Raw genomic sequence first — 19,898 nt, forward strand, 5'->3', positions numbered from 1 at the left:
TCTATTGTGCTATAAAAATCTTATAAATTCTCTAACAGTTTAATACACCTTGTTTGTGTAACTTTGAGCTACCGAAAAGAATTATTAACTTAAAGACAAGAACTATGGCTTTTGAATTACCAAAATTACCTTATGCATACGATGCATTAGCGCCACATATAGACGAACGAACCATGCAAATACATCATGGTAAACATCATCAGGGATATACCAACAACCTAAACGCTGCCATTGAAGGAACTGATATGGAAGGCAAAACCATCGAGAACATTTTAATGAATCTTGATATGGACAATAAAGCAGTCCGTAATAATGGTGGAGGTTTTTATAACCACAGCCTTTTCTGGCAAGTAATGTCCTCAGATGGAGGCGGAGAGCCTAGCGGCGAATTAATGAGTGCTATTAAAAGCTCATTCAATTCTTTTGCAGATTTTAAAGAGAAGTTTTCTACTGCGGCAAAAACACAATTTGGATCAGGATGGGCTTTCTTATGTGTCATGAAAGACGGATCACTTGATATTTGTGGGTGTCCTAATCAAGATAATCCATTAATGCCAGGCGTAGGTTGTGGCGGTCGTCCTATCTTAGGATTAGATGTATGGGAACACGCATACTACTTAAATTACCAAAACAAACGTCCAGATTATGTTGCAGCATTTTTTAATGTAGTTAATTGGGAAGAAGTAGGAAAACGCTTCTTAGAGAATAAATAAATTTATAGAATTATTATTCAATTATCCCTTTTTCTGCTTGTTTGGAAGAAGGGATTTTTTGTTTGATTTTTTTTGGAAAGACCAGCAAGGTTTAAATTATGTGTTATTCTAAAAATAGTACCGTATTTGTATCCTAAGTTTTCTAATCAAAAGGGGTATTCACTGGGCGGAGCTGATTGTGATTCCAGACCAGAAGATTATCTGGATAAGCGCATACTTATGTTAATTAAAGCCTAGAAAAAAAGATGAAAGACTATTTAAGAATGTGAAACCGCTCGGATTATACTTTGCTAAAAATTCAAAACCCAACAGTGCTCTCGAACCCAGAATTTAGCGCATAAAAAAAGATGGAAAGATCCATCTTTTTTTGCCCCAAATCTACCATGAACTTAACCTACTTATGCTATGGTATTATTCAAATATAGCACATTTTAATTGTGACTTTTATGATTATTAGACCAATTGCCATAATACTCGTTAAAAAGCAGCGGCAAAGAAGGATTTCCGATGAACGACACTGTGCTTGAGGGCTTTCTGATAAAACTGTAAGAAGAAAAGTTGAGATAACTAACGTATAAAGGTTAGAAACACCTGAGTCCAGATAGTTATCCAGCGAAGGGCAAAAGTATTTGTGATTAGTAATGTAATTGTTACGGCTATAAAGAAAGTTAATCAACAATAAGATAAATAGCTGTCAAGACATTTTTAGCACTATCATCTTCCATTGGAAAAAATATTTTGAATATCAATTTTCTCTTAACTTCAGTGTTTAATCTTATTTTTAAAAATCGTCACTAAGTCCTGTGTGATTGCGTGATGCGCAAATTATGTGAAATAAAAAAGACGAACAGAAGTCCGTCTTTTTTTTCCCAATTTTTACCATAAACTTAACCTACTTATGCTATGGAATGATTCAAATATACTGATGGACTCTAATTAAAATACGGAAAATTCTTACTTTCGGACGAAGTGATTTGTATCTCCGACAAATTGCTCTTTTTCCTACAGGTATTGTTAAATTTTAATATGCCCGTTCTGGATTTCCTTCGTAAAAGTTTATATATGCGCGGTTTACAACTCGATTACCTCCATTAGTAGGATAGTTACCAGTAAAGTACCAGTCACCTAAACTCTTAGGACATGCCTTATGAAGGTCGTCCACAGATTGAAAAATAATTTTAACCTCGCTTTTCACACTTTCTTCTGTAATGATCTCTGCTATCTTATCACTTATCTCTTCATCTGTAAAAGGGTCGTACAATTCTTTTACGTGATTAATAACATCATTATCCTTTAGCGCCAATTGCTTTTTACATTTATGGTAGATTTCTTCAATGATGCTATCGGTACCGCGATCTTTATGTAATTCAACGGCTGCATTAAACGCTACTAAGTGTTCTAAACGGGCCATGTCTATACCATAGCAATCTGGATAACGTATTTGAGGCGCAGAAGAAACAACTACAATTTTTGCAGGGTTTAGGCGATCTAGCATTCTGAGAATACTTTTCTTTAAAGTCGTACCTCGAACGATGCTATCGTCAATAATCACTAAGTTGTCCTTTGGCTTTACAACGCCGTATGTCACGTCATAAACGTGTGCTACTAAATCATCGCGACTACTCTCATCTGTAATGAATGTACGCAGCTTTACATCCTTTATAGCAATCTTCTCTGTTCTAATCTTATGCGATTGTATCTCGTGCAGTCTTTCAGCAGTCAAGCCACCTGCTTCTTTAAGTATCGCTTCGTTTTTCTGTTTGTTGAGCTCATTTTGAGCGGCATCGAGCATTCCGTAAAAAGAAGTTTCTGCTGTGTTCGGGATAAAAGAGAACACGCTATTTTCAGTGTCATAATTAATGGCCTCAAGTACTTTTGGCATAAGGAGACGCCCAAGTTCCTTACGTTCTTGGTAAATTTCTGCGTCACTCCCACGAGAGAAATAGATACGCTCAAAAGAACAAGACTTCTGCTCTAAAGGCTCAAGGATCTGCTCCATTTTAATTTCGCCATCTTTTCGTATCAACAATGCAGCACCACGATCAATCTCTTTTACTTTATCAAAAGGAACATTAAACACAGTCTGTATTACAGGGCGCTCACTAGCCACTACCACTACTTCATCATCCTGATAATAGAAAGCGGGCCTTATCCCAGCTGGATCGCGCAACACAAACGCATCTCCGTGGCCCAATAAACCAGCCATCGCATAACCACCATCCCAATCTTTAGCAGATTTTTTAAGCACTTTTGCCATGTTCAAGTTGTCTACTATGTAAGGAGAAGTTTCCACCTTGCTTAGTCCTTTTTTCTTCGCTTTCTTGTATAACTTGTTTACCGCATCATCCAGAAAGTGCCCTATCTTCTCCATGACCGTAATAGTGTCGGCCTTCTCTTTTGGGTGCATACCAAGCTTAACGAGGTTGTCAAAAAGCTCAGTCGTATTTGTCATATTAAAATTTCCGGCAATAATAAGGTTACGGTGCATCCAGTTATTGGTTCGTAAAAAAGGGTGAACCGCCTCTACGCTATTCCCGCCAAAAGTTCCGTAACGCACATGCCCTAAAAACAACTCACCTATATAAGGAATCGTTTTTTTCTGAAGCGCCACATCGTTTTTCATCGCTGGATTGGCATCCATTTCAGAATTGATACGTGCGTTTATCTGCGCAAAAATATCTTGAATAGGCTGTGATTGATTAGAACGGACTCTACTTATATAACGATCTCCAGGAGCCACGTCCAGTTTGATGCTTGCAAACCCAGCACCATCTTGTCCGCGATTGTGTTGTTTTTCCATCATCAAGTACATCTTGTTCACGCCATAAAAAGCGGTCCCGTACTTCTGTTTGTAAAATTCTAGCGGTTTCAGTAATCGTACCATTGCGATACCGCATTCGTGTTTTAAAGCGTCACTCATCTTGGGTGTTATGATTTATTTTAGTACTCTGGAAATATTAATTATTCAACTCTTGTGCTTCAATAAAAAGCAGTTTCCTTTCGGTTCTTCTTATCATTGTTAATGCTGCTTCTGTTTTTATTAAAAGACGAGGTGTCAAATGGAGAAAATATCCGAAGTGACCTTGCTTGTTTTAATAAAAAAACGCCTAAAAAATTAGGCGTTCGTTTTTACTTTAAATCTATATCATATTGCGTTAAGCTCTTGAACTGATGCAAGCGCTCATCTACTTCTTTTCTTGTAAGGTGTTCCATTCGCTCGGTCCCAAATTTCTCTACTGCAAACGAGGCCAAACACGAGCCGTAAATAATGGCACGTTTCATATTTTCAAAACTATAATCTTCTGTTTTTGCAAGATAGCCTGTAAAACCACCAGCAAAGGTATCGCCAGCTCCAGTGGGATCAAAAACTTCTGCTAATGGTAAGGCAGGAGCAAAAAACATGTGGTCTTTATGGAACAATAATGCTCCGTGCTCTCCCTTTTTAATTACCACATACTGTGGCCCCATCTCCATTATTTTTTTAGATGCATTGACTAAAGAATATTCACCACTCAGTTGTCTCGCTTCTTCGTCATTTATAGTAATCACGTCTACTTTTGCAATTACTTTTTTAAGATCGTCGAGAGCGACATCCATCCAGAAATTCATTGTGTCAAGCACCACCATTTTTGGATCATTCATCTGCTCTATAACCCCCATTTGCACCATAGGGTGCAAGTTGCCGAGCATTACTACCTCTGCATCTTTATAAGCTTCTGGCACTACCGGGTTAAAAGTTTCAAGCACATTTAACTCCGTCGCTAGCGTATCTCTAGAGTTCATATCGTTATGATACTTCCCACTCCAGAAAAATGACTTTCCATCTTTTACAAGCTCAAGACCGTCAAGGTTGATTCCTTTTGCCCGCATCATATTAATATCTTCTTGCAGAAAATCGCCTCCTATTACAGAGACAATGGCGCTATCTGTATCAAACTGAGAAGCAGACAAGCCTATATAAGTGGCAGCACCTCCGAGTATTTTATCAGTCTTACCAAAAGGAGTTTCAATAGCATCAAAAGCGACAGTTCCTACAATAACGAGTTTACTCATGGGTATGTTTAAAATGAAGGTGCAAATTTACCAAAAAAGAACGAATAGCGGTCCATCAATATTTAGAAAAGATGCGGTTTTAACGGTTATTGAATACTACTCTAGTTAAATTTAAATTATGAATTTATTTCCTCCCGAAATCTGCTGGGATTTCTCCCCAAGCTTTTGTCTCCCATTTAACGATATGAGTTTGATAGGTATTTGTTTTTAACCAAGCTTCTGCTCGCTTTACTAACTCTAGAATGGATTTGTTTTTTGGTCCCCAAGCAAGCTTTGTGTTGCAGCGCTTTTTCTTGACCCAGCCCATTGCGATTCTAGAATCTGTATAAAGTATGCGATCACTCTTATGTTTTTGAAGATAGGCGAGGCCATGAACTAGGGCTAGAAATTCTCCCACATTATTGGTTCCTTTTTCAAAAGGACCTTGATGAAATAATTGTCTTTGAGTTTGTGTATCTACACCTCTGTATTCCATTTTTCCAGGATTACCGCTTGAAGCGGCGTCAACAGAGATAGAGTAAAAGTTAGGCTCACCGTAGCTCGCTTTTTCTGAGCTAGAGAGTGTCTTCTTCTTTTTGCTTGTTCCTTTTCCTTTATAGTCTTTGTAATCTTTATTGTAGGCAACCTTGGCTTCCTTCTGTGATACAAAACTCATATATTGTGCGCCAGAAATCCCTTTAATGGCTGCTTGACATTTTTTCCAACTGTCATAGATTCCAGCAGGATTACCGAACCAGACTACATAATATTTTTTTGGCTTTGCCATATTTTTTATCTAATGTTGATTCGAAGTGTCAGTTGATTTGAAGCGCGCTTCAAATTTAACCAAGATATGACCTCGTGGGCTTTAAGCTTTAATCAAAATCGTTGATCCAAAGCAAGTGTTAAATTTACTAATCTTCCTTATTTAGGATACGCTCAATAATCTTAGGTAACCATTCATATTCTAAAACGTGCACTTTTGCGGCAACCTTATCTGCCGAATCTTCCGGGAATACTTTGGTTTCTTTTTGAAAAATGATGGCACCTTCGTCGTATTGTTCATTTACATAGTGGATTGTAATGCCTGTTTTGTTCTCTTTGTTGGCAACAATCGCTTCATGAACGTGATGTCCATACATTCCTTTTCCTCCATATTTAGGGAGCAAGGCTGGGTGAATATTTAATACTTTATCAGGAAACTCACGGAGTATGATTTCTGGAAATTTCAGAAGAAAACCCGCTAGGATTATGAGGTCTGGAGCTAGGTCTTTTAAGTTCTTCACAAGGCCATCGGGGGATAACATTTCGGTCTTACTAAATGCTAAAGCCCTTATTTGCGATGCTTTAGCACGATCTAGCACTTTGGCATCCTTCTTGTTTGAGAGTACGCAGACAACCTCTACAGATTGTGATCTTGCAAAGTAATTTATTACGTTTTGAGTATTGGTACCGTTACCTGAAGCAAAAATCACCAGTCGCTTCTTCATATTTTGTTATGGTTTTCAAGAGGTTAATTAGTTACAAAAGTAAGGCATAGGGTATTCACTTCGCCCAGAAATGTTTAAATTACGCCCACATTTTACTTTTAAAATCGTGTTTTAAGTTAAAATATTTTATTTTTGCCACTTACTAAATTTAAAAAAAACAAAACATTATGTCAGACATTGCATCAAGAGTAAAAGCAATTATCGTTGATAAATTAGGTGTAGACGAGAACGAAGTTGTAAACGAAGCTAGCTTCACAAACGACTTGGGAGCAGACTCACTAGATACGGTAGAGCTTATTATGGAATTTGAAAAAGAATTCGACATTCAGATTCCGGACGATCAGGCTGAAAACATTGCGACCGTAGGTCAAGCAGTATCTTATATCGAAGAGAACAAATAAGACATCTTCTTTATGGAACTTAAGCGAGTTGTAGTAACAGGACTAGGTGCCCTAACACCCATTGGTAACAACATCACAGAATTCTGGGATGGACTTAAAAATGGAAGAAGCGGATGCGCACCTATCACACATTTTGATGCTGAAAAGTTCAAGACGCGATTTGCTTGTGAAATAAAGAATTTTGATCCTTTACAACATTTTGATCGTAAAGAAGCTCGTAAACTAGACAAGTTTGCCCAATACGCATTGGTGAGTAGCGATGAAGCTATTCTAGATGCAGGGATAAATCTTGATACTGTAGATAAATTTCGCGTAGGCGTGATCTGGGGTGCTGGTATAGGAGGCATCGAAACATTTCAGAATGAAGTAATAAATTTTGCAGAAGGGGATGGAACGCCGCGTTTCAACCCCTTTTTTATTCCAAAAATGATCGCAGATATTGCCCCTGGCAATATTTCTATCGAACATGGGTTTATGGGGCCTAATTATACGACGGTCTCTGCGTGTGCCTCAGCGGCAAACGCTATGATAGACGCACTCAACTATATTAGACTAGGGCATTGTGATATTATTGTAACAGGAGGTAGTGAAGCTGCAATAACGCAAGCAGGAGTGGGTGGTTTTAATGCTATGCACGCATTATCTACTCGCAACGAAAATCCCGCAACTGCTTCTAGACCTTTTGATGCTACCCGTGATGGATTTGTGTTAGGTGAAGGGGCTGGTGCATTGATCTTAGAAGAATACGAACACGCAAAAGCACGTGGTGCTAGAATATATGCGGAAGTTATAGGTGGCGGAATGTCAAGTGACGCTTACCATATGACGGCGCCTCATCCAGATGGAATAGGCGTAGAGCGTGTGATGCATAATTGTCTTAACGATGCTGGAATAGATGCCAGCCAAGTAGATGCAATTAACACACACGGAACCTCAACACCTCTAGGGGATGTTGCAGAATTAAAAGCTATTAGTAAAGTGTTTGGTGCGCATGCAAATGACATCAATATCAACTCTACAAAGTCAATGACAGGGCATTTATTAGGTGCAGCTGGAGCTATAGAAGCAATTGCTTCTATATTATCAATGGAGCACAGTCTTGTGCCTCCTACGATTAATCACACAACGGTGGATGAAAACATTGACCCTTCTTTAAATTTAACACTCAATAAAGCACAACCACGTCAAGTGAATATTGCGATGAGTAATACATTTGGATTTGGAGGACACAACGCTTGTGTGTTGTTTAGAAAACTAGATGCCTAATAATAATGGCGTTAATTAAAAACATATTCAATTCCCGTTCTACTAAGGACGGGGATTTTTTTTTGGTGATCAAAAAACTTCTCGGTTTTAAACCCAAAGACATTACACTATACGAAGAAGCATTTACCCACCGGTCTACTAACGAAAAAACTAGTGAAGGTCATGCGCAGAATTACGAACGACAAGAGTTTTTAGGTGATGCCATGTTAAGTGCTGTAATAGCTGCCCATTTATACAACAAAGTACCCGGAGGGAATGAAGGCTATCTTACTAAAATGCGTTCTAAAGTAGTGAGTAGAGAACACCTAAATGAATTAGGACGAGATCTAGAGCTTATAAAACAAGTGCGCACCAATATTCCAATAAAGCAATTTGGGGGTAACATACATGGAAATGTTTTTGAATCACTAGTAGGAGCAATATTTTTAGATAGAGGTTACAAATACTGCGAAAAGTTTATCAATAAAAGAGTAATAAAACCTTATGTAGATATTGAAAAACTAGAGGGTAAAGTTATAAGCTACAAAAGTCTTTTTATAGAATGGTGTCAGAAACATAAATTGCAATTTAGGTTTGCTGTGTATGAAGATACTGGCAACGATAAGCTTAAGCATTTTGCTGTAAAACTACATCTTGACGATAAGGTAGTTGGAAAAGCAAGGGCCACTTCAAAAAAGAAAGCCGAAGAAATGGCGGCCAAAAGAGCCTACTATAAACTGCAAAAGGCTATTGACAAAGACTTTTCTTAACAAGCCCAGCTCATTGCCCAGATTATTAACCCCTACTTAACTACAACATAGACTTAATTGACCTAAATTTAATGTCTTCTTTACATTCGGCTTACTGTGTATTGTCTATTTTTATCCCTCAAAAATAAATTCTTGGGTGCCCACAAGCTAATTTTAACTGATGATTTTGCAGAAGAGTTTCTGCTCGTTGCTATTCATTGTAGTGAAGAGGCATATAAGGTTGCATTTTTATTGAATCAATTTGCGACGCTCCATTTAAAACGGAGCAAAGTGGACCTTGAGTATTCTAATAACGGTCTAGAGATTGCGTTTCCATTATTTGATTATGAAGATGAAATGCGATACATTAATTATGATTTAATCTCAAATAAGTGTGTGGCCAAATCAGCTAGAGTAGTTAGTAGCGGTGGGCTTTTTGATGATGAGAACATTTCAGAAATGGTGACGACACACTTGATACCAGAATACAAACAAGTAGATTTTTTTCTGAAAATTTCTACAGATGCCCCATCAGTCGCTATTAGAAAGATTGTGACAGATATTAATGATATAAAGCAGGTCATATCGGCCTACGAAGTAGACACAGAACAACTGAAGTCTAAAAACAATTTAATTTTCGACTAAATGCCAGATCAAAAAAAGACCAAAATAGTTGCAACCCTAGGGCCAGCAACGCAAGATAGAGAGATTCTAAAGCAGATGATTATTGAGGGAGTTAACGTGTTTAGAGTAAACTTCTCTCACGCAAATTATGACAATGTAAAAGAGACTGTTGCCACTATCCGGGATCTAGGAAAAGAACTTGGGACAAGTACCGCTATATTAGGCGACTTACAAGGGCCTAAGCTGCGCGTGGGAATCATGAAAGAAGAAGTGGTTGTGAGCCCAGGAGATACTATTTCTTTTTGCACGGGTGAAGAGTTTGAAGGTACAGCCAAGAGAGTATACATGAACTACGATAATTTTCCGCGAGATGTAAAAGCGGGAGAACGTATTCTGCTTGATGACGGGAAATTAATGTTTGAAGTTCTAGAGACAGACGGTAAAGGAGAGGTGAAAACAAAAGTAATACAAGGAGGACCATTACTTTCACGTAAGGGAGTGAACCTTCCTAATACAGAAATTTCATTACCAGCATTAACGGCCAAAGATATAGAGGATACGATTTTTGCAATTTCTATTGAAGTAGATTGGATCGCATTATCTTTTGTGCGTCACGCAGAAGACCTTAAAGAATTACAAGCGTTAATTGAAGCACATAGTGAATACAAAATTCCTATCATCGCTAAAATTGAAAAGCCAGAAGCTGTTAAGAATATAGATAAAATTGTTGCTTATTGTGATGGTTTAATGGTTGCAAGAGGTGACCTAGGTGTTGAGGTTCCTGCTGCAGAGGTACCTTTAATACAGAAACAATTAGTGTTGGCCGCTAAGCGCGCTAGAATACCGGTAATCATTGCCACTCAAATGATGGAGACCATGATTACTTCATTAACTCCAACTAGGGCAGAGGTAAATGATGTTGCAAATTCAGTGATGGATGGGGCAGATGCAGTAATGCTTTCTGGTGAGACTTCTGTGGGTAAATATCCTGTAGAGGTGATCAGAACGATGGCAAACATTTGTAAAAATGTTGAAAACAGTGACCTGATTAATGTCCCTCAAGAACCACCTCACGTGCGCACCAATAGATATATTACAAAATCTATATGCTATCATGCCGCGAGCATGGCAAACGAAATTGACGCAAGAGCGATTTGTACATTAACAAATAGTGGATATACGGCTTTCCAGATTTCTGCTTGGCGTCCTGATGCTCATATTTTAGTGTTTACTAGTAATCACCGTATTCTCTCTAGGCTTAACTTATTATGGGGTGTGAAGGCATTCTTTTACGATAGGTATATAAGTACGGATGAAACCGTAGAGGATGTGAACGCCATCGCCCAAGAGCGCGGGTTTGTAGATAAAGGCGATTATTTGATTAACCTTGCTGCTATGCCTATTGTAGATAAAGGAATGGTAAATACATTGCGGGTTAGTTTGGTGAAATGACCAATTTCCTTCTAAATTAGATCATAAAATTTCCAATAAATAGAGTCGCCAGAAAATCATATTTTCTGGCGACTCTATTTATATACATTGCTATGTTTTTTCTGTTTAATAAACAACAGTAACATATTCAATCTTCATCATATTGCCTTCTTTAGAGATAGTCACATTACTGCCATAGCCTTCGCCAGTTTGAGTATAACTAATTTGCGTTAGCGCATTCTTCGTGCGTGTTATGATTAAATCGCTCAAAAACATGTAATTAGCTTTCTTAGCGTTTGCAATCGTTTGAGTATCTCTGCCTTGCTGTGATGGAAAAGCAAATGAAGTAGGTACATCAAACAAGCGCTGCCCAAAAGTAAACCCTTCATGCCATTTAGTGGTTGGCAATAAAACAGTTTCGGTTTCTGTAGGTTTACTCGCAGTGCCGCCCATTGTTTTAGAATAGGTAGCAGCAGGATGTGATGCCTTTAAATCTTCAATATATTGCTTGGCGTTACTATCCTTCTCTGGGGGGAAAAAGCTAGATAAATAGCCATTAAAAGCATATCCCGTTTTGTTGTTATATTCCACTTGATTCATTCCGCCTTTGATACCAACAACGGTCATCGTCTCATTTTCCTCAACAGTAATAAGTTTCACTTTAGTTCCATAAGGCATCACTGTTCGTTTTTTACTGTCCAGGTTATCGTATTCTCTAAGCGACAAACCGCTGGGCGCAGTGACATACACATAGTCGTCTTTCTCCATAGTTTTGCTCGTCACTTCCATGCTATTTGCTTCGGAAATTGTCGTGGTTGCTATTTGGTCTTTTTTGTCGCTATCACATCCTGTAAAGACAGAGAGTAATGCGATTATTGCGATGTGTGTGATTTTGTTTTTCATAGTAAAGGTTTTAATGTTAAGGTAAATGTACAATGAAGTACAGGGAATAAAGAGACTCCTCTAACATACGAAAGGAACGCTTTAGTATACGGTAAGATTGTGCTAGAATTCGTACTTCGACAGCGCCCAGCAAAACAGAATTCTTTAATTTCAATAGTTTTGCAATGTAAAGTGTTTGAAAACACTCAAAAAACTTGTACGGCGCAGTGAATTTAAAACGGTAAATGGATATAGGAGTTAAGGGCTCCTGAGTGGTTTTATTAATGTTGCAAAGGGACAATAACAAAATTATATCGAAGGACTAAAAATCGAATTTTAGCTGCACCTCATACTTTTTTTCTTCTGAAACAGCAAGGGCTTTCTTTTTCTCGTTATTTAAATTGGACATCGAGATGCCTAATAAACGAACACTATTTTTCATCCCTTCTTGAAACAAAAGTTCTTTCACTGTTTCCATAATCAAGGCTTTATCAGCAATATATAAGGGGAGTGTTTTGCTTCGCGTTTGTAGCGTAAAGTCACTGTACTTAATTTTCAAAGTAACCGTTTTCCCTGCCACCTTACTTTTCTTAAGTCGGCGTTCTACCTCTTCTGCAATGGGCTCGAGTCTTTCAAGCATGAAAATTTCCGAAGAAATGTTCTCACTAAAAGTACGCTCTGCGGCAAGTGATTTTCTGGTGCGGGATGGCTTTACTTGGCTGTTGTGAATGCCACGCACAATGTCATAATAATAAGCGCCGCTTTTCCCAAAATTTTCTTGTAGAAACTCGACGGTTTTTCCTTTTAAGTCCTTTCCCGTATAAATGCCGTGGCGATACATTTTCTCCTTCATCACTTTCCCTACGCCATAGAATTTTTTAATATCAAGCACTTCTAGAAACTCCAAAACTTCTTCTGGCGGGACCGTTTTCTGACCGTTAGGCTTATGTACATCACTCGCTATTTTTGCAATAAACTTATTGATAGAGATCCCTGCCGAGGCATTTAATCCTGTTTTTTCTTTAATTCTTGCCCGGATATCTTGTGCAATCAAGGAAGCGCTAGGATTTCCTTTTTTGTTTTCGGTAACGTCTAGATACGCTTCGTCAAGAGAGAGAGGTTCTACAAGATCGGTATACTCAAAAAACACGGTACGTACCTTGTCTGAAATTTCTTTATAACGTTCAAAATCTGTTTTTACAAAGATGAGGTCTGGGCAAAGTTTGATCGCCAGCGCACCAGCCATCGCAGAACGAACACCAAATTTTCGTGCTTCATAACTTGCTGCACTTACCACACCACGAGCACCACCGCCTCCTACCGCAATGGGTTTTCCCAAGAGTGAGGGGTCGTCCAGTTGTGCGACAGACGCGTAAAATGCGTCCATGTCAACGTGGATAATTTTTCTTAATGGGAATTGTTCTTGGGTCACGGAGTAAATTTAATATCTTTATCTGATTCAAACCTTAGAGTTGGGCAAAAGCTACTAGGTTTAACTAATGATTATGAAAAAAATAGCAATACTTTTAGGCGCTACAGGACTCACAGGAGGAATATTATTAGACCTATTATTAAAAGATCCCTTGACAGAAAAAGTAAAAGTCTTCGGTCGGAGTGCGACAGGTGTTTCCCACGCTAAATTAGAGGAACATTTAGGAGATATGTTTCAAATCGATAATTTTTCAGAAGTATTTAAAGGTGATGTTGTTTTCTGCTGTATTGGCACTACAAAAGCGAATACGCCAAACAAAGAGACTTACAAAAAAATAGATTATGGCATTCCAGTTTCATCGGCACGGTTGGCTAAGAAGAATGGGATTCCTGTTTTTGAAGTGATTTCGGCTATGGGCGCAACTACAAATAGCAGCACGTTTTATAATAAGGTAAAAGGCGAAATGGAGCGCGATGTAAAATCCTCAGGTGTTGAGAACACCTATTTTTTTCAGCCCTCATTAATTGGTGGAGATCGTTCAGAAAATAGGTTTGGTGAACGAATAGCACAGATTGCGATGGGTACATTCGGTTTTTTAGTGCCTAAAAAGTATAAAATCATAGAACCAATTACCATTGCGAGAGCGATGTTGCTTGTAGCTCATAATGGCTATGCTAAAGCGCATATTGAGAATGATGAGATTAAAGCGATTGTCGAGAATTGATCTTTACGATTTTAATAAAGATGCCCGAGCGGGTTTATTCTGAGCATTTTGACTGCGCTCTATATGAATTAAAGTCGAAGGGTGGGAATGAAAAAATGCAGAATCAATGCAAGAAATAGAACGTAAATTTTTAGTGAAGAGCGATCGTTTTAAAACCGAAGCACAAACCAAATACCGTATTGTGCAAGGCTTTTTAAACACGCATGCAGAGCGTACCGTGCGAGTTCGTATCAAAGGCGATGAAGCGTTTTTGACAATCAAAGGTAAAAGCAATGATGCTGGCACCATCCGCATGGAATGGGAAAAAAAGATTGCCGTAAAAGATGCGGAGGCTTTACTTGCTATTTGCGAAGAAGGGCAGATTGATAAAATTCGCTATGAAATCGGACTAGGAAACCACACCTTTGAGGTGGATGAATTCTTTGGAAATAATAAGGGTTTGATTGTCGCTGAGGTAGAATTAGCAGCTGAGAACGAGGCTTTTGAAAAGCCAAATTGGCTAGGGGAAGAAGTGACTGGCGATGTTAAATACTACAATTCGCAATTAAGTAAAAAGCCGTTTTGTGATTGGAATTAACCAACGCTTAGTGTACTAGCGCGACGATCTGTCTAATCACGTTTTCATCACTGGTTCCTTCTACACCTTCATTGAAAGAAACTCCTTTCGGTTTATGAGGCGCATCGGCTTTTGAGATTGCCGAAAAATGAATCATCTCAAATCTAGCTTCTTTAAAATTCAAGGCATTATCTGTATTGATCCCGCTGCCAGGCATTAGTTGGATTCCTTCGGAAATTTTAAGGAGTATTTTTAAAGTTTCTATACCATCAATTGCTTTGCTTTTTTGTCCAGAACTAAGAATTCTTGTGACGCCTAACTGTTCTAAAACCCTTAAAGTTTCCGAGGCATTAGGGACAAGATCAAATGCTCTGTGGAAGGTGAATTCTAAATTTCCTGCAGCCTGCATCAGCTGTTTTGTGGCGGAGGCATCGAGTGATGTGTCTTTTTTTAACACACCACTTACCACACCTGCACAGCCTAAGTCTTTACAAAACTTAATATCTCGAATCATAATATCAAGCTCGTATTTTGTATACTTAAAGTCTCCAGCGCGAGGTCTAATGAGCACGTGTATTGGGATGGTTAGCTCTTCCTTAACTTTTGTGATTAGCCCGTAAGATGGCGTGAGTCCTCCCACACTTAATTGTGAACAGAGTTCTATTCTATCTGCCCCGGCATTTTGTGCAGCGAGCGCAGAGGCAAATGAGTTTGCGCAGATTTCTATTTTCATATTTATTTCCAACGAAGGTGGAGCTCCTTTTAGCTATTCTATTATGATCTCATCAATAAAGGTCCAAGCTTTGTTGCCCGCTCCTTGTAAGCCATCTGGGATGGTGCCATAACTAGGAATTTTAAGGATTAATTGCTTAGTCAAGTATGTTTTAATGTCTAATTTTATTTCTGCAAATACTAATTGTTCGTCGCTATTAATCATTTGTTTATTAGAAAGTACAGCATCACTTTCTAAAATAATTAGTGCCTCCCATTTGATGGGCGCATACAACCACTGCCCATTTGCGTTATAAAACCGAGTTGAAATTTTGGACATTTTTGTTGGTTCAGGAAATGTGATTGTTATCTCTAAATCATCACCCCAAAAACCCAGCCACTCCTTATCCCCAAAACGCGTATTGCTCCCGGTCACTCCATTTATCAAAGATTGCTTTCCGCCAGCATTATAGGAAGGATGAGGTTCAACGTTAATCTCGACCTTAGCTTTGATTGCTTTATGGTAGTGAATGGTGTTAGTGAATTTTCGTCCAACAGCGAGTTCATCTTTATACACGTGCCCATTAATTATGGCATCTTCTGAAATTTTAATGGGTTGATGATACAGCTGTTCATCACCATTATTGATGGTGTATTTTATTACCTTTCCGTTGGTAGGCGTGGTTAATTGATAAAACACTTCACTTTCAGTTTTTACAACGGAGCCTTCAAGATCATATAAATGGTTTGCATAGTTAATATCTAGGGCGTCTAGTCGTTCCAAAAAAGGCTCTAACCGAATTAAAAAGTTAGTGTAATCTTCTTCAAGATTTTGGGTTGGCCCTGACCAAGCCACTTCTGCCATGGCTAACATTCTTGGGAATGCCATATATTCAACTTGGTCTTCCGTGCTTAAATACTCTGTCCAGATATTTCCTTGAGCCCCTAAAACATGCTTAGCGGCTTTTGTGCCTTGTAGTTTTTTAGGGATTGGATTAAAGCTATACACTTTCTTTAGCGGCAAATAACCTCCAATGGCAGTAGGTTCGTCCTCATAGGTAGCTTGATAATAGTCAAAATAGGCGTGCGATGTGGGCGTTAATATCACATCGTGTCCTTGGTTTGCAGCATCCACAGCACCTTGTGTTCCTCGCCAAGACATCACCGTAGCGTTAGGGGCTAGCCCTCCTTCAAGAATCTCATCCCAACCTATCATTTTTTTGCCTTTGCCATTGATGTATGTTTCAATTTCCTTGATGAAATAACTCTGTAGACCGTGTTGGTCTTTGAGTCCTTTATCCGCAATCAGTTTTTGACAATGATTGCACTTTTTCCATTGTTCTTTAGGAGCCTCATCGCCCCCTATGTGAATGTACTCGCCAGGGAAGAGTGGTATTACTTCGTCCAACACATTTTTAAGGAATGTAAATGTTTCTTCCTTAGGGCAAAAAATGGTTGAAAATACACCCCACTGTGTAGCCACAGGAATTTGCTCACCAGTGCAACCTAATTCTGGATAGGCATGAATCGCTGCTTGTGCGTGCCCTGGCATTTCTATTTCTGGAATCACCGTAACGTGTCGGGCTGTTGCATATGATACTATTTCTTTTACCTCTTCTTGGGTGTAAAAGCCACCGTATCGTTTTCCATCAAATAGTTGCGGTGTGTCATTGTAATGCCCAATTAGGGTTTCTTCTCTGTAGGCTCCCTTAGTAGTAAGTTCTGGATATTGTTTAATCTCAATGCGCCACCCTTGATCATCAGTCAAATGCCAGTGGAAGGTATTCATCTTAAGCATCGCTAGATGGTCAATGTATTCCTTGATAAATTCTACAGGGAAAAAGTGACGTGAGACATCCAGATGCATCCCTCGGTATTTGAATCTTGGTTCGTCTTTAATTATTAGTGTTGGGATTTTAATGTTTTCTATGAATGCGTTTTCTGTATTTTCTATAGCTAGTGGAAGTAATTGTCTTAAAGATTGAACCGCATAAAATGCTCCGGTTGGCGTACTAGCACTTATGGAAATATTTTCTTCTGAAATAGTTAAAATATACCCTTCATTTGTAATACTGTTATTTTGTTTAAAAATGAATGATGCAGTTTCTTCAGGCCTGCTTGAAGAAAAGCCTACCGCGCCTAGACTCCCTAGGTATTTGTGTAAAAGCGTTGTCGCACTTTTAAAGTTTTCAGGCGCGTTAATAATCATTAGGTCGCGCGGTATTTTAAAATAGCCATCTCCAACAACTAGCTCATTGGGAGCGGGAATAATGTTTGCTCTAGCTATGAAGTCTAATTCTGAATTATCTTGACACCCAATACTAATTAGGGATAGAGAAATCGCAAAAAATAATACTAGGTGCTTGCGGTCTATTACTTTTGCTAAGTAAATTGTTAAGTGTTTTATAATGTATCTTTTCAAGTGAGTGTGTGTTAGATAAAAAAGCTAAAGTCTTTGGTTCATTTGGGAGCAAATCAAAAAAATTGTCGCTAAAATGACCACCTTCTTCCGAATATAAAAATACATCTTTTTGAAGTGTCTCACTTTTTAAAGTGATTTGAATTCCTGTTGGCACTTTTATCATAGTTGCATTAATGCCTCCATTTGATAGAGTTAAATCTTTCGGCGAAACAAAATAATGGAGTGCGTGTGTGTCGTCAAAATACACCTTTGCAAAGGTTGAGGTACGATCAAAATTAATGTTGGATAAATTTACTTCATACACCACTTCATTTTTTTCATTGAAGGTGCTAACAGATTTGGTTTCTGTCTGGTGTAAAATGGTTCCATTCATATCGTAAAACACTACGTAGATATCATTTGTAACTAGCTTAGGACTGTCGTCAACCACTTTGATTTTTAGGATATTGTTTTCTTCAAATGGGACAATCAATCTGTTTTTAAAAGCGCGTTTAGCCTCGTAGTGCAATGCTTTCCAGTTGCCCAACCCATCAATGCTTGACCACGAAACCACGGGCCAGCAATCGTTCAATTGCCAATACAATGTCCCCATATTATAAGGCTTAGCAGCTCGGTGTGCACGGATGCCTTTACTTATCCCATACGCTTGAAGGAGTTGACTTACATACACATAATCTTCATCGTTTGTAGGAACTGGAAAGTCACGCTCCATATATTCTTTGATCAATTGAAAGCCGCGGGCGTGTTTTTGATGGGTAGCAAAACTGGGATGATTGAGATCAATACTATCTTGCGCTGTAAAGTATTTTATAGCTTCATAACTAGGGAAGGACTGGAAACCAAACTCACTCATAAACCGGGGTACTTCTTCCTCAAAATGCTCAAAGGGATAACCATCATGCCAGACCCACCAGTCGTGTGCATCGCCTTCAAATTGATACCGCTTATCACCACGGCCATACTTAGGCGAACTTTCCCAATAAGAAATAGATGGGCTCAAACTATCCACCACTTTAGGTAAGAGCTCATTAAAAACGGCTTGGTAGCTATTCCATATTTCTTCTTTTTGCGATTCGGTTTTATCTGCTTGCCAACCCCAGCGATGCCACCCTTCGCTGTTTTCGTTATTACCGCAATAGAGAGCGATACTTGGGTGTTGTCGCAAGCGCTTAACGTTATCGACTGCTTCGGCTTTTACGTTCGCTAAAAAATCTTTATCACCGGGATACATCGCGCAAGCAAACATAAAATCTTGCCAGATGAGGATTCCTTTTTCATCACAGAGGTCATAGAATAGGTCATCTTCATAAACGCCTCCTCCCCAAACACGAAGCATATTCATATTTGCTGCTACCGCATCAGACAATAATTTCTGTCGCTCTTCTGGGAGGACATCTGCCAGAAATATATTTTGCGGGATGTAGTTGGCTCCTTTCATATAGATCGGTTTTCCATTAAGCTTAAAATAGAAACTCTCACCTATGCTATCTTTTTCTGTCATCAATTCTATGGTGCGGATTCCTACTTTTGACTTCTTAAAATCAAGAACGCGTTGGTCTTGTCGTAACTGAATACGATACTCATACAAGTTTGGCTTACCTAAATTGTGCGTCCACCAGAGTTTAGGTTCTTTAATCTCTAAGGGCAAAATATAGGTTGTGGTTGAAGGGTCTAACGGAACACGTTTTTTATGAGTTTCTCCAGTGCTTAGGTTTTCTACCCAGATATCATACATCCCTTTTTTTATACAATCAATAGTCAGATGTGCATTAAGCTTGGCCTTCTCTTTGGAAATACTAACGGTCTCAATAAATGATTCTTGTAATCTCACTTTGTCATAACTTACTAAAGAAACATCACGCCAGATCCCAATGGTTTTAATAGTAGGTCCCCAATCCCAACCGTATTGGAATTGTGGTTTTCTGATAAAGACTCTGGGAGATTCTGGGAGGGTGTAGTTGAGGTCTGATTCCTTAGCCCTCTCAATACCTTCAGGGTTAGTAAAAACTATTTCTAAAGTATTATGCTCTTTAATAATTCTTGAAACATCAAACTCAAAGGTTCTAAATGCATTTTCAGTAGTGCCAATAAGGTTGTCGTTTAATCTTATTGATGCGTAGGTGTCTAGTCCTTCAAATTTTAGATAGTGATTTTGCTTTGTTACTATTTCCGAAGAAACATCAAATTCTTTTTTATAAACCCAATCACGCTCGCTTACCCATTGAATGCTGTCTTCATTGTTTAGCTTAAAAGGGTCGGGAATTTGACCTAGGTTTAATAGGTCTTTTTGAACACATCCAGGCACTGTGCTGTTATTCCACATCGAGATGTTATCTGGCATGGGATAGCTGTAATCTGCAAATTGCCAATCACTACCACTGAGCGATACCGTTGAGTTTGGAGATTCTTTGCAGGAGAAAAAACAGCTAATAATTAAAAGGGCGGACAGCAAATTTCTCATCGGTCTAAGATAAATAATTTGATGC

General features: G+C 38.7%; 17 protein-coding genes. 8 read left to right on the forward strand and 9 right to left on the reverse strand.

The annotated features are described in order from the left end of the window. Positions 1-104: 104 nt before the first annotated feature. Entirely contained in the window at positions 105-713 is a 609-nt protein-coding gene (locus ABXT71_RS04395; protein ID WP_415372634.1) for a superoxide dismutase, read from the forward strand. 1,021 nt (positions 714-1,734) lie between these two features. Here the strand turns inward: ABXT71_RS04395 and ABXT71_RS04400 are convergent. The 4 genes from ABXT71_RS04400 to ABXT71_RS04415 all read right to left on the reverse strand — a co-directional run bounded on the left by ABXT71_RS04400 (position 1,735) and on the right by ABXT71_RS04415 (position 6,235). Beyond that, entirely contained in the window at positions 1,735-3,633 is a 1,899-nt protein-coding gene (locus ABXT71_RS04400) for an amidophosphoribosyltransferase (protein ID WP_415372635.1), read from the reverse strand. Between the two features lie 209 nt (positions 3,634-3,842). Beyond that, the gene (locus tag ABXT71_RS04405; protein ID WP_415372636.1) at positions 3,843-4,766 is read right to left on the reverse strand and encodes a PfkB family carbohydrate kinase; all 924 of its coding nucleotides are present in this window, start codon (positions 4,764-4,766) and stop codon (positions 3,843-3,845) included. Positions 4,767-4,890: 124 nt separating this feature from the next. Further along, the gene (locus ABXT71_RS04410) at positions 4,891-5,532 is read right to left on the reverse strand and encodes a viroplasmin family protein (RefSeq protein ID WP_415372637.1); all 642 of its coding nucleotides are present in this window, start codon (positions 5,530-5,532) and stop codon (positions 4,891-4,893) included. 127 nt (positions 5,533-5,659) lie between these two features. Next, complete coding sequence (locus ABXT71_RS04415; RefSeq protein ID WP_415372638.1) at positions 5,660-6,235, reverse strand: phosphoribosylglycinamide formyltransferase; 576 nt, start codon at positions 6,233-6,235, stop codon at positions 5,660-5,662. 167 nt (positions 6,236-6,402) lie between these two features. Here ABXT71_RS04415 and ABXT71_RS04420 point away from each other — a divergent pair, with 167 nt between their 5' ends. The 5 genes from ABXT71_RS04420 (at position 6,403) to pyk (ending at position 10,706) form a co-directional block, all read left to right on the forward strand. Beyond that, complete coding sequence (locus ABXT71_RS04420; protein ID WP_151672630.1) at positions 6,403-6,636, forward strand: acyl carrier protein; 234 nt, start codon at positions 6,403-6,405, stop codon at positions 6,634-6,636. Between the two features lie 12 nt (positions 6,637-6,648). Beyond that, entirely contained in the window at positions 6,649-7,902 is a 1,254-nt protein-coding gene (gene fabF, locus ABXT71_RS04425; protein ID WP_415372639.1) for a beta-ketoacyl-ACP synthase II, read from the forward strand. A 5-nt stretch (positions 7,903-7,907) separates the two neighbouring features. After that, positions 7,908-8,651, forward strand: coding sequence for a ribonuclease III (gene rnc / locus ABXT71_RS04430; protein ID WP_415372640.1), 744 nt, complete (start codon positions 7,908-7,910; stop codon positions 8,649-8,651). Positions 8,652-8,783: 132 nt separating this feature from the next. Continuing rightward, positions 8,784-9,275, forward strand: a complete 492-nt coding sequence (locus tag ABXT71_RS04435; RefSeq protein ID WP_415372641.1) for an IPExxxVDY family protein — start codon at positions 8,784-8,786, stop codon at positions 9,273-9,275. Further along, positions 9,276-10,706 (forward strand): pyruvate kinase, encoded by a 1,431-nt coding sequence (gene pyk / locus ABXT71_RS04440; protein WP_415372642.1) that lies wholly within the window; start codon positions 9,276-9,278, stop codon positions 10,704-10,706. It abuts the gene before it with no gap. A gap of 105 nt (positions 10,707-10,811) precedes the next feature. Here pyk and ABXT71_RS04445 read toward each other — a convergent pair whose 3' ends face one another. Together ABXT71_RS04445 and dinB are read right to left on the reverse strand one after the other, a co-directional pair. Beyond that, positions 10,812-11,588: an SH3 domain-containing protein gene (locus ABXT71_RS04445; RefSeq protein WP_415372643.1), complete on the reverse strand. Its 777-nt coding sequence runs from the start codon at positions 11,586-11,588 to the stop codon at positions 10,812-10,814. A 301-nt stretch (positions 11,589-11,889) separates the two neighbouring features. Further along, positions 11,890-12,999, reverse strand: coding sequence for a DNA polymerase IV (dinB, locus tag ABXT71_RS04450; RefSeq protein WP_415372644.1), 1,110 nt, complete (start codon positions 12,997-12,999; stop codon positions 11,890-11,892). A 73-nt stretch (positions 13,000-13,072) separates the two neighbouring features. Here dinB and ABXT71_RS04455 point away from each other — a divergent pair, with 73 nt between their 5' ends. Together ABXT71_RS04455 and ABXT71_RS04460 are read left to right on the forward strand one after the other, a co-directional pair. Beyond that, the gene (locus tag ABXT71_RS04455; protein WP_415372645.1) at positions 13,073-13,723 is read left to right on the forward strand and encodes an NAD(P)H-binding protein; all 651 of its coding nucleotides are present in this window, start codon (positions 13,073-13,075) and stop codon (positions 13,721-13,723) included. Positions 13,724-13,829: 106 nt separating this feature from the next. Then, the gene (locus ABXT71_RS04460) at positions 13,830-14,300 is read left to right on the forward strand and encodes a CYTH domain-containing protein (RefSeq protein ID WP_415372646.1); all 471 of its coding nucleotides are present in this window, start codon (positions 13,830-13,832) and stop codon (positions 14,298-14,300) included. Between the two features lie 7 nt (positions 14,301-14,307). On the opposite strand, the gene ABXT71_RS04465 is transcribed toward ABXT71_RS04460, so the two are convergent. The 3 genes from ABXT71_RS04465 to ABXT71_RS04475 are packed head-to-tail and all read right to left on the reverse strand — an operon-like array spanning position 14,308 to position 19,873. Further along, positions 14,308-15,012: a copper homeostasis protein CutC gene (locus ABXT71_RS04465; RefSeq protein ID WP_415372647.1), complete on the reverse strand. Its 705-nt coding sequence runs from the start codon at positions 15,010-15,012 to the stop codon at positions 14,308-14,310. A 33-nt stretch (positions 15,013-15,045) separates the two neighbouring features. Further along, positions 15,046-17,412, reverse strand: a complete 2,367-nt coding sequence (locus ABXT71_RS04470) for a beta-N-acetylhexosaminidase (RefSeq protein WP_415372648.1) — start codon at positions 17,410-17,412, stop codon at positions 15,046-15,048. Next, complete coding sequence (locus ABXT71_RS04475) at positions 17,312-19,873, reverse strand: beta-mannosidase (RefSeq protein WP_415372649.1); 2,562 nt, start codon at positions 19,871-19,873, stop codon at positions 17,312-17,314. Before ABXT71_RS04475 ends, ABXT71_RS04470 begins: the two co-directional genes overlap by 101 nt. Between the last annotated feature and the right edge of the window lie 25 nt (positions 19,874-19,898).

It is taken from the genome of Patiriisocius sp. Uisw_047 (assembly GCF_047730165.1).
Taxonomy (GTDB): domain Bacteria; phylum Bacteroidota; class Bacteroidia; order Flavobacteriales; family Flavobacteriaceae; genus Patiriisocius.

Excerpts from the sequence above, each read along its gene's own strand:
- ABXT71_RS04420 (WP_151672630.1), top strand. The coding sequence starts at position 6,403 with ATGTCAGACATTGCATCAAGAGTAAAAGCAATTATCGTTGATAAATTA.
- ABXT71_RS04460 (WP_415372646.1), top strand. The coding sequence starts at position 13,830 with ATGCAAGAAATAGAACGTAAATTTTTAGTGAAGAGCGATCGTTTTAAA.
- ABXT71_RS04475 (WP_415372649.1), bottom strand. The coding sequence starts at position 19,873 with ATGAGAAATTTGCTGTCCGCCCTTTTAATTATTAGCTGTTTTTTCTCC.
- ABXT71_RS04465 (WP_415372647.1), bottom strand. The coding sequence starts at position 15,012 with ATGAAAATAGAAATCTGCGCAAACTCATTTGCCTCTGCGCTCGCTGCA.
- ABXT71_RS04405 (WP_415372636.1), bottom strand. The coding sequence starts at position 4,766 with ATGAGTAAACTCGTTATTGTAGGAACTGTCGCTTTTGATGCTATTGAA.
- ABXT71_RS04455 (WP_415372645.1), top strand. The coding sequence starts at position 13,073 with ATGAAAAAAATAGCAATACTTTTAGGCGCTACAGGACTCACAGGAGGA.
- ABXT71_RS04410 (WP_415372637.1), bottom strand. The coding sequence starts at position 5,532 with ATGGCAAAGCCAAAAAAATATTATGTAGTCTGGTTCGGTAATCCTGCT.
- ABXT71_RS04400 (WP_415372635.1), bottom strand. The coding sequence starts at position 3,633 with ATGAGTGACGCTTTAAAACACGAATGCGGTATCGCAATGGTACGATTA.
- ABXT71_RS04415 (WP_415372638.1), bottom strand. The coding sequence starts at position 6,235 with ATGAAGAAGCGACTGGTGATTTTTGCTTCAGGTAACGGTACCAATACT.
- pyk (WP_415372642.1), top strand. The coding sequence starts at position 9,276 with ATGCCAGATCAAAAAAAGACCAAAATAGTTGCAACCCTAGGGCCAGCA.
- ABXT71_RS04445 (WP_415372643.1), bottom strand. The coding sequence starts at position 11,588 with ATGAAAAACAAAATCACACACATCGCAATAATCGCATTACTCTCTGTC.
- ABXT71_RS04395 (WP_415372634.1), top strand. The coding sequence starts at position 105 with ATGGCTTTTGAATTACCAAAATTACCTTATGCATACGATGCATTAGCG.
- rnc (WP_415372640.1), top strand. The coding sequence starts at position 7,908 with ATGGCGTTAATTAAAAACATATTCAATTCCCGTTCTACTAAGGACGGG.
- fabF (WP_415372639.1), top strand. The coding sequence starts at position 6,649 with ATGGAACTTAAGCGAGTTGTAGTAACAGGACTAGGTGCCCTAACACCC.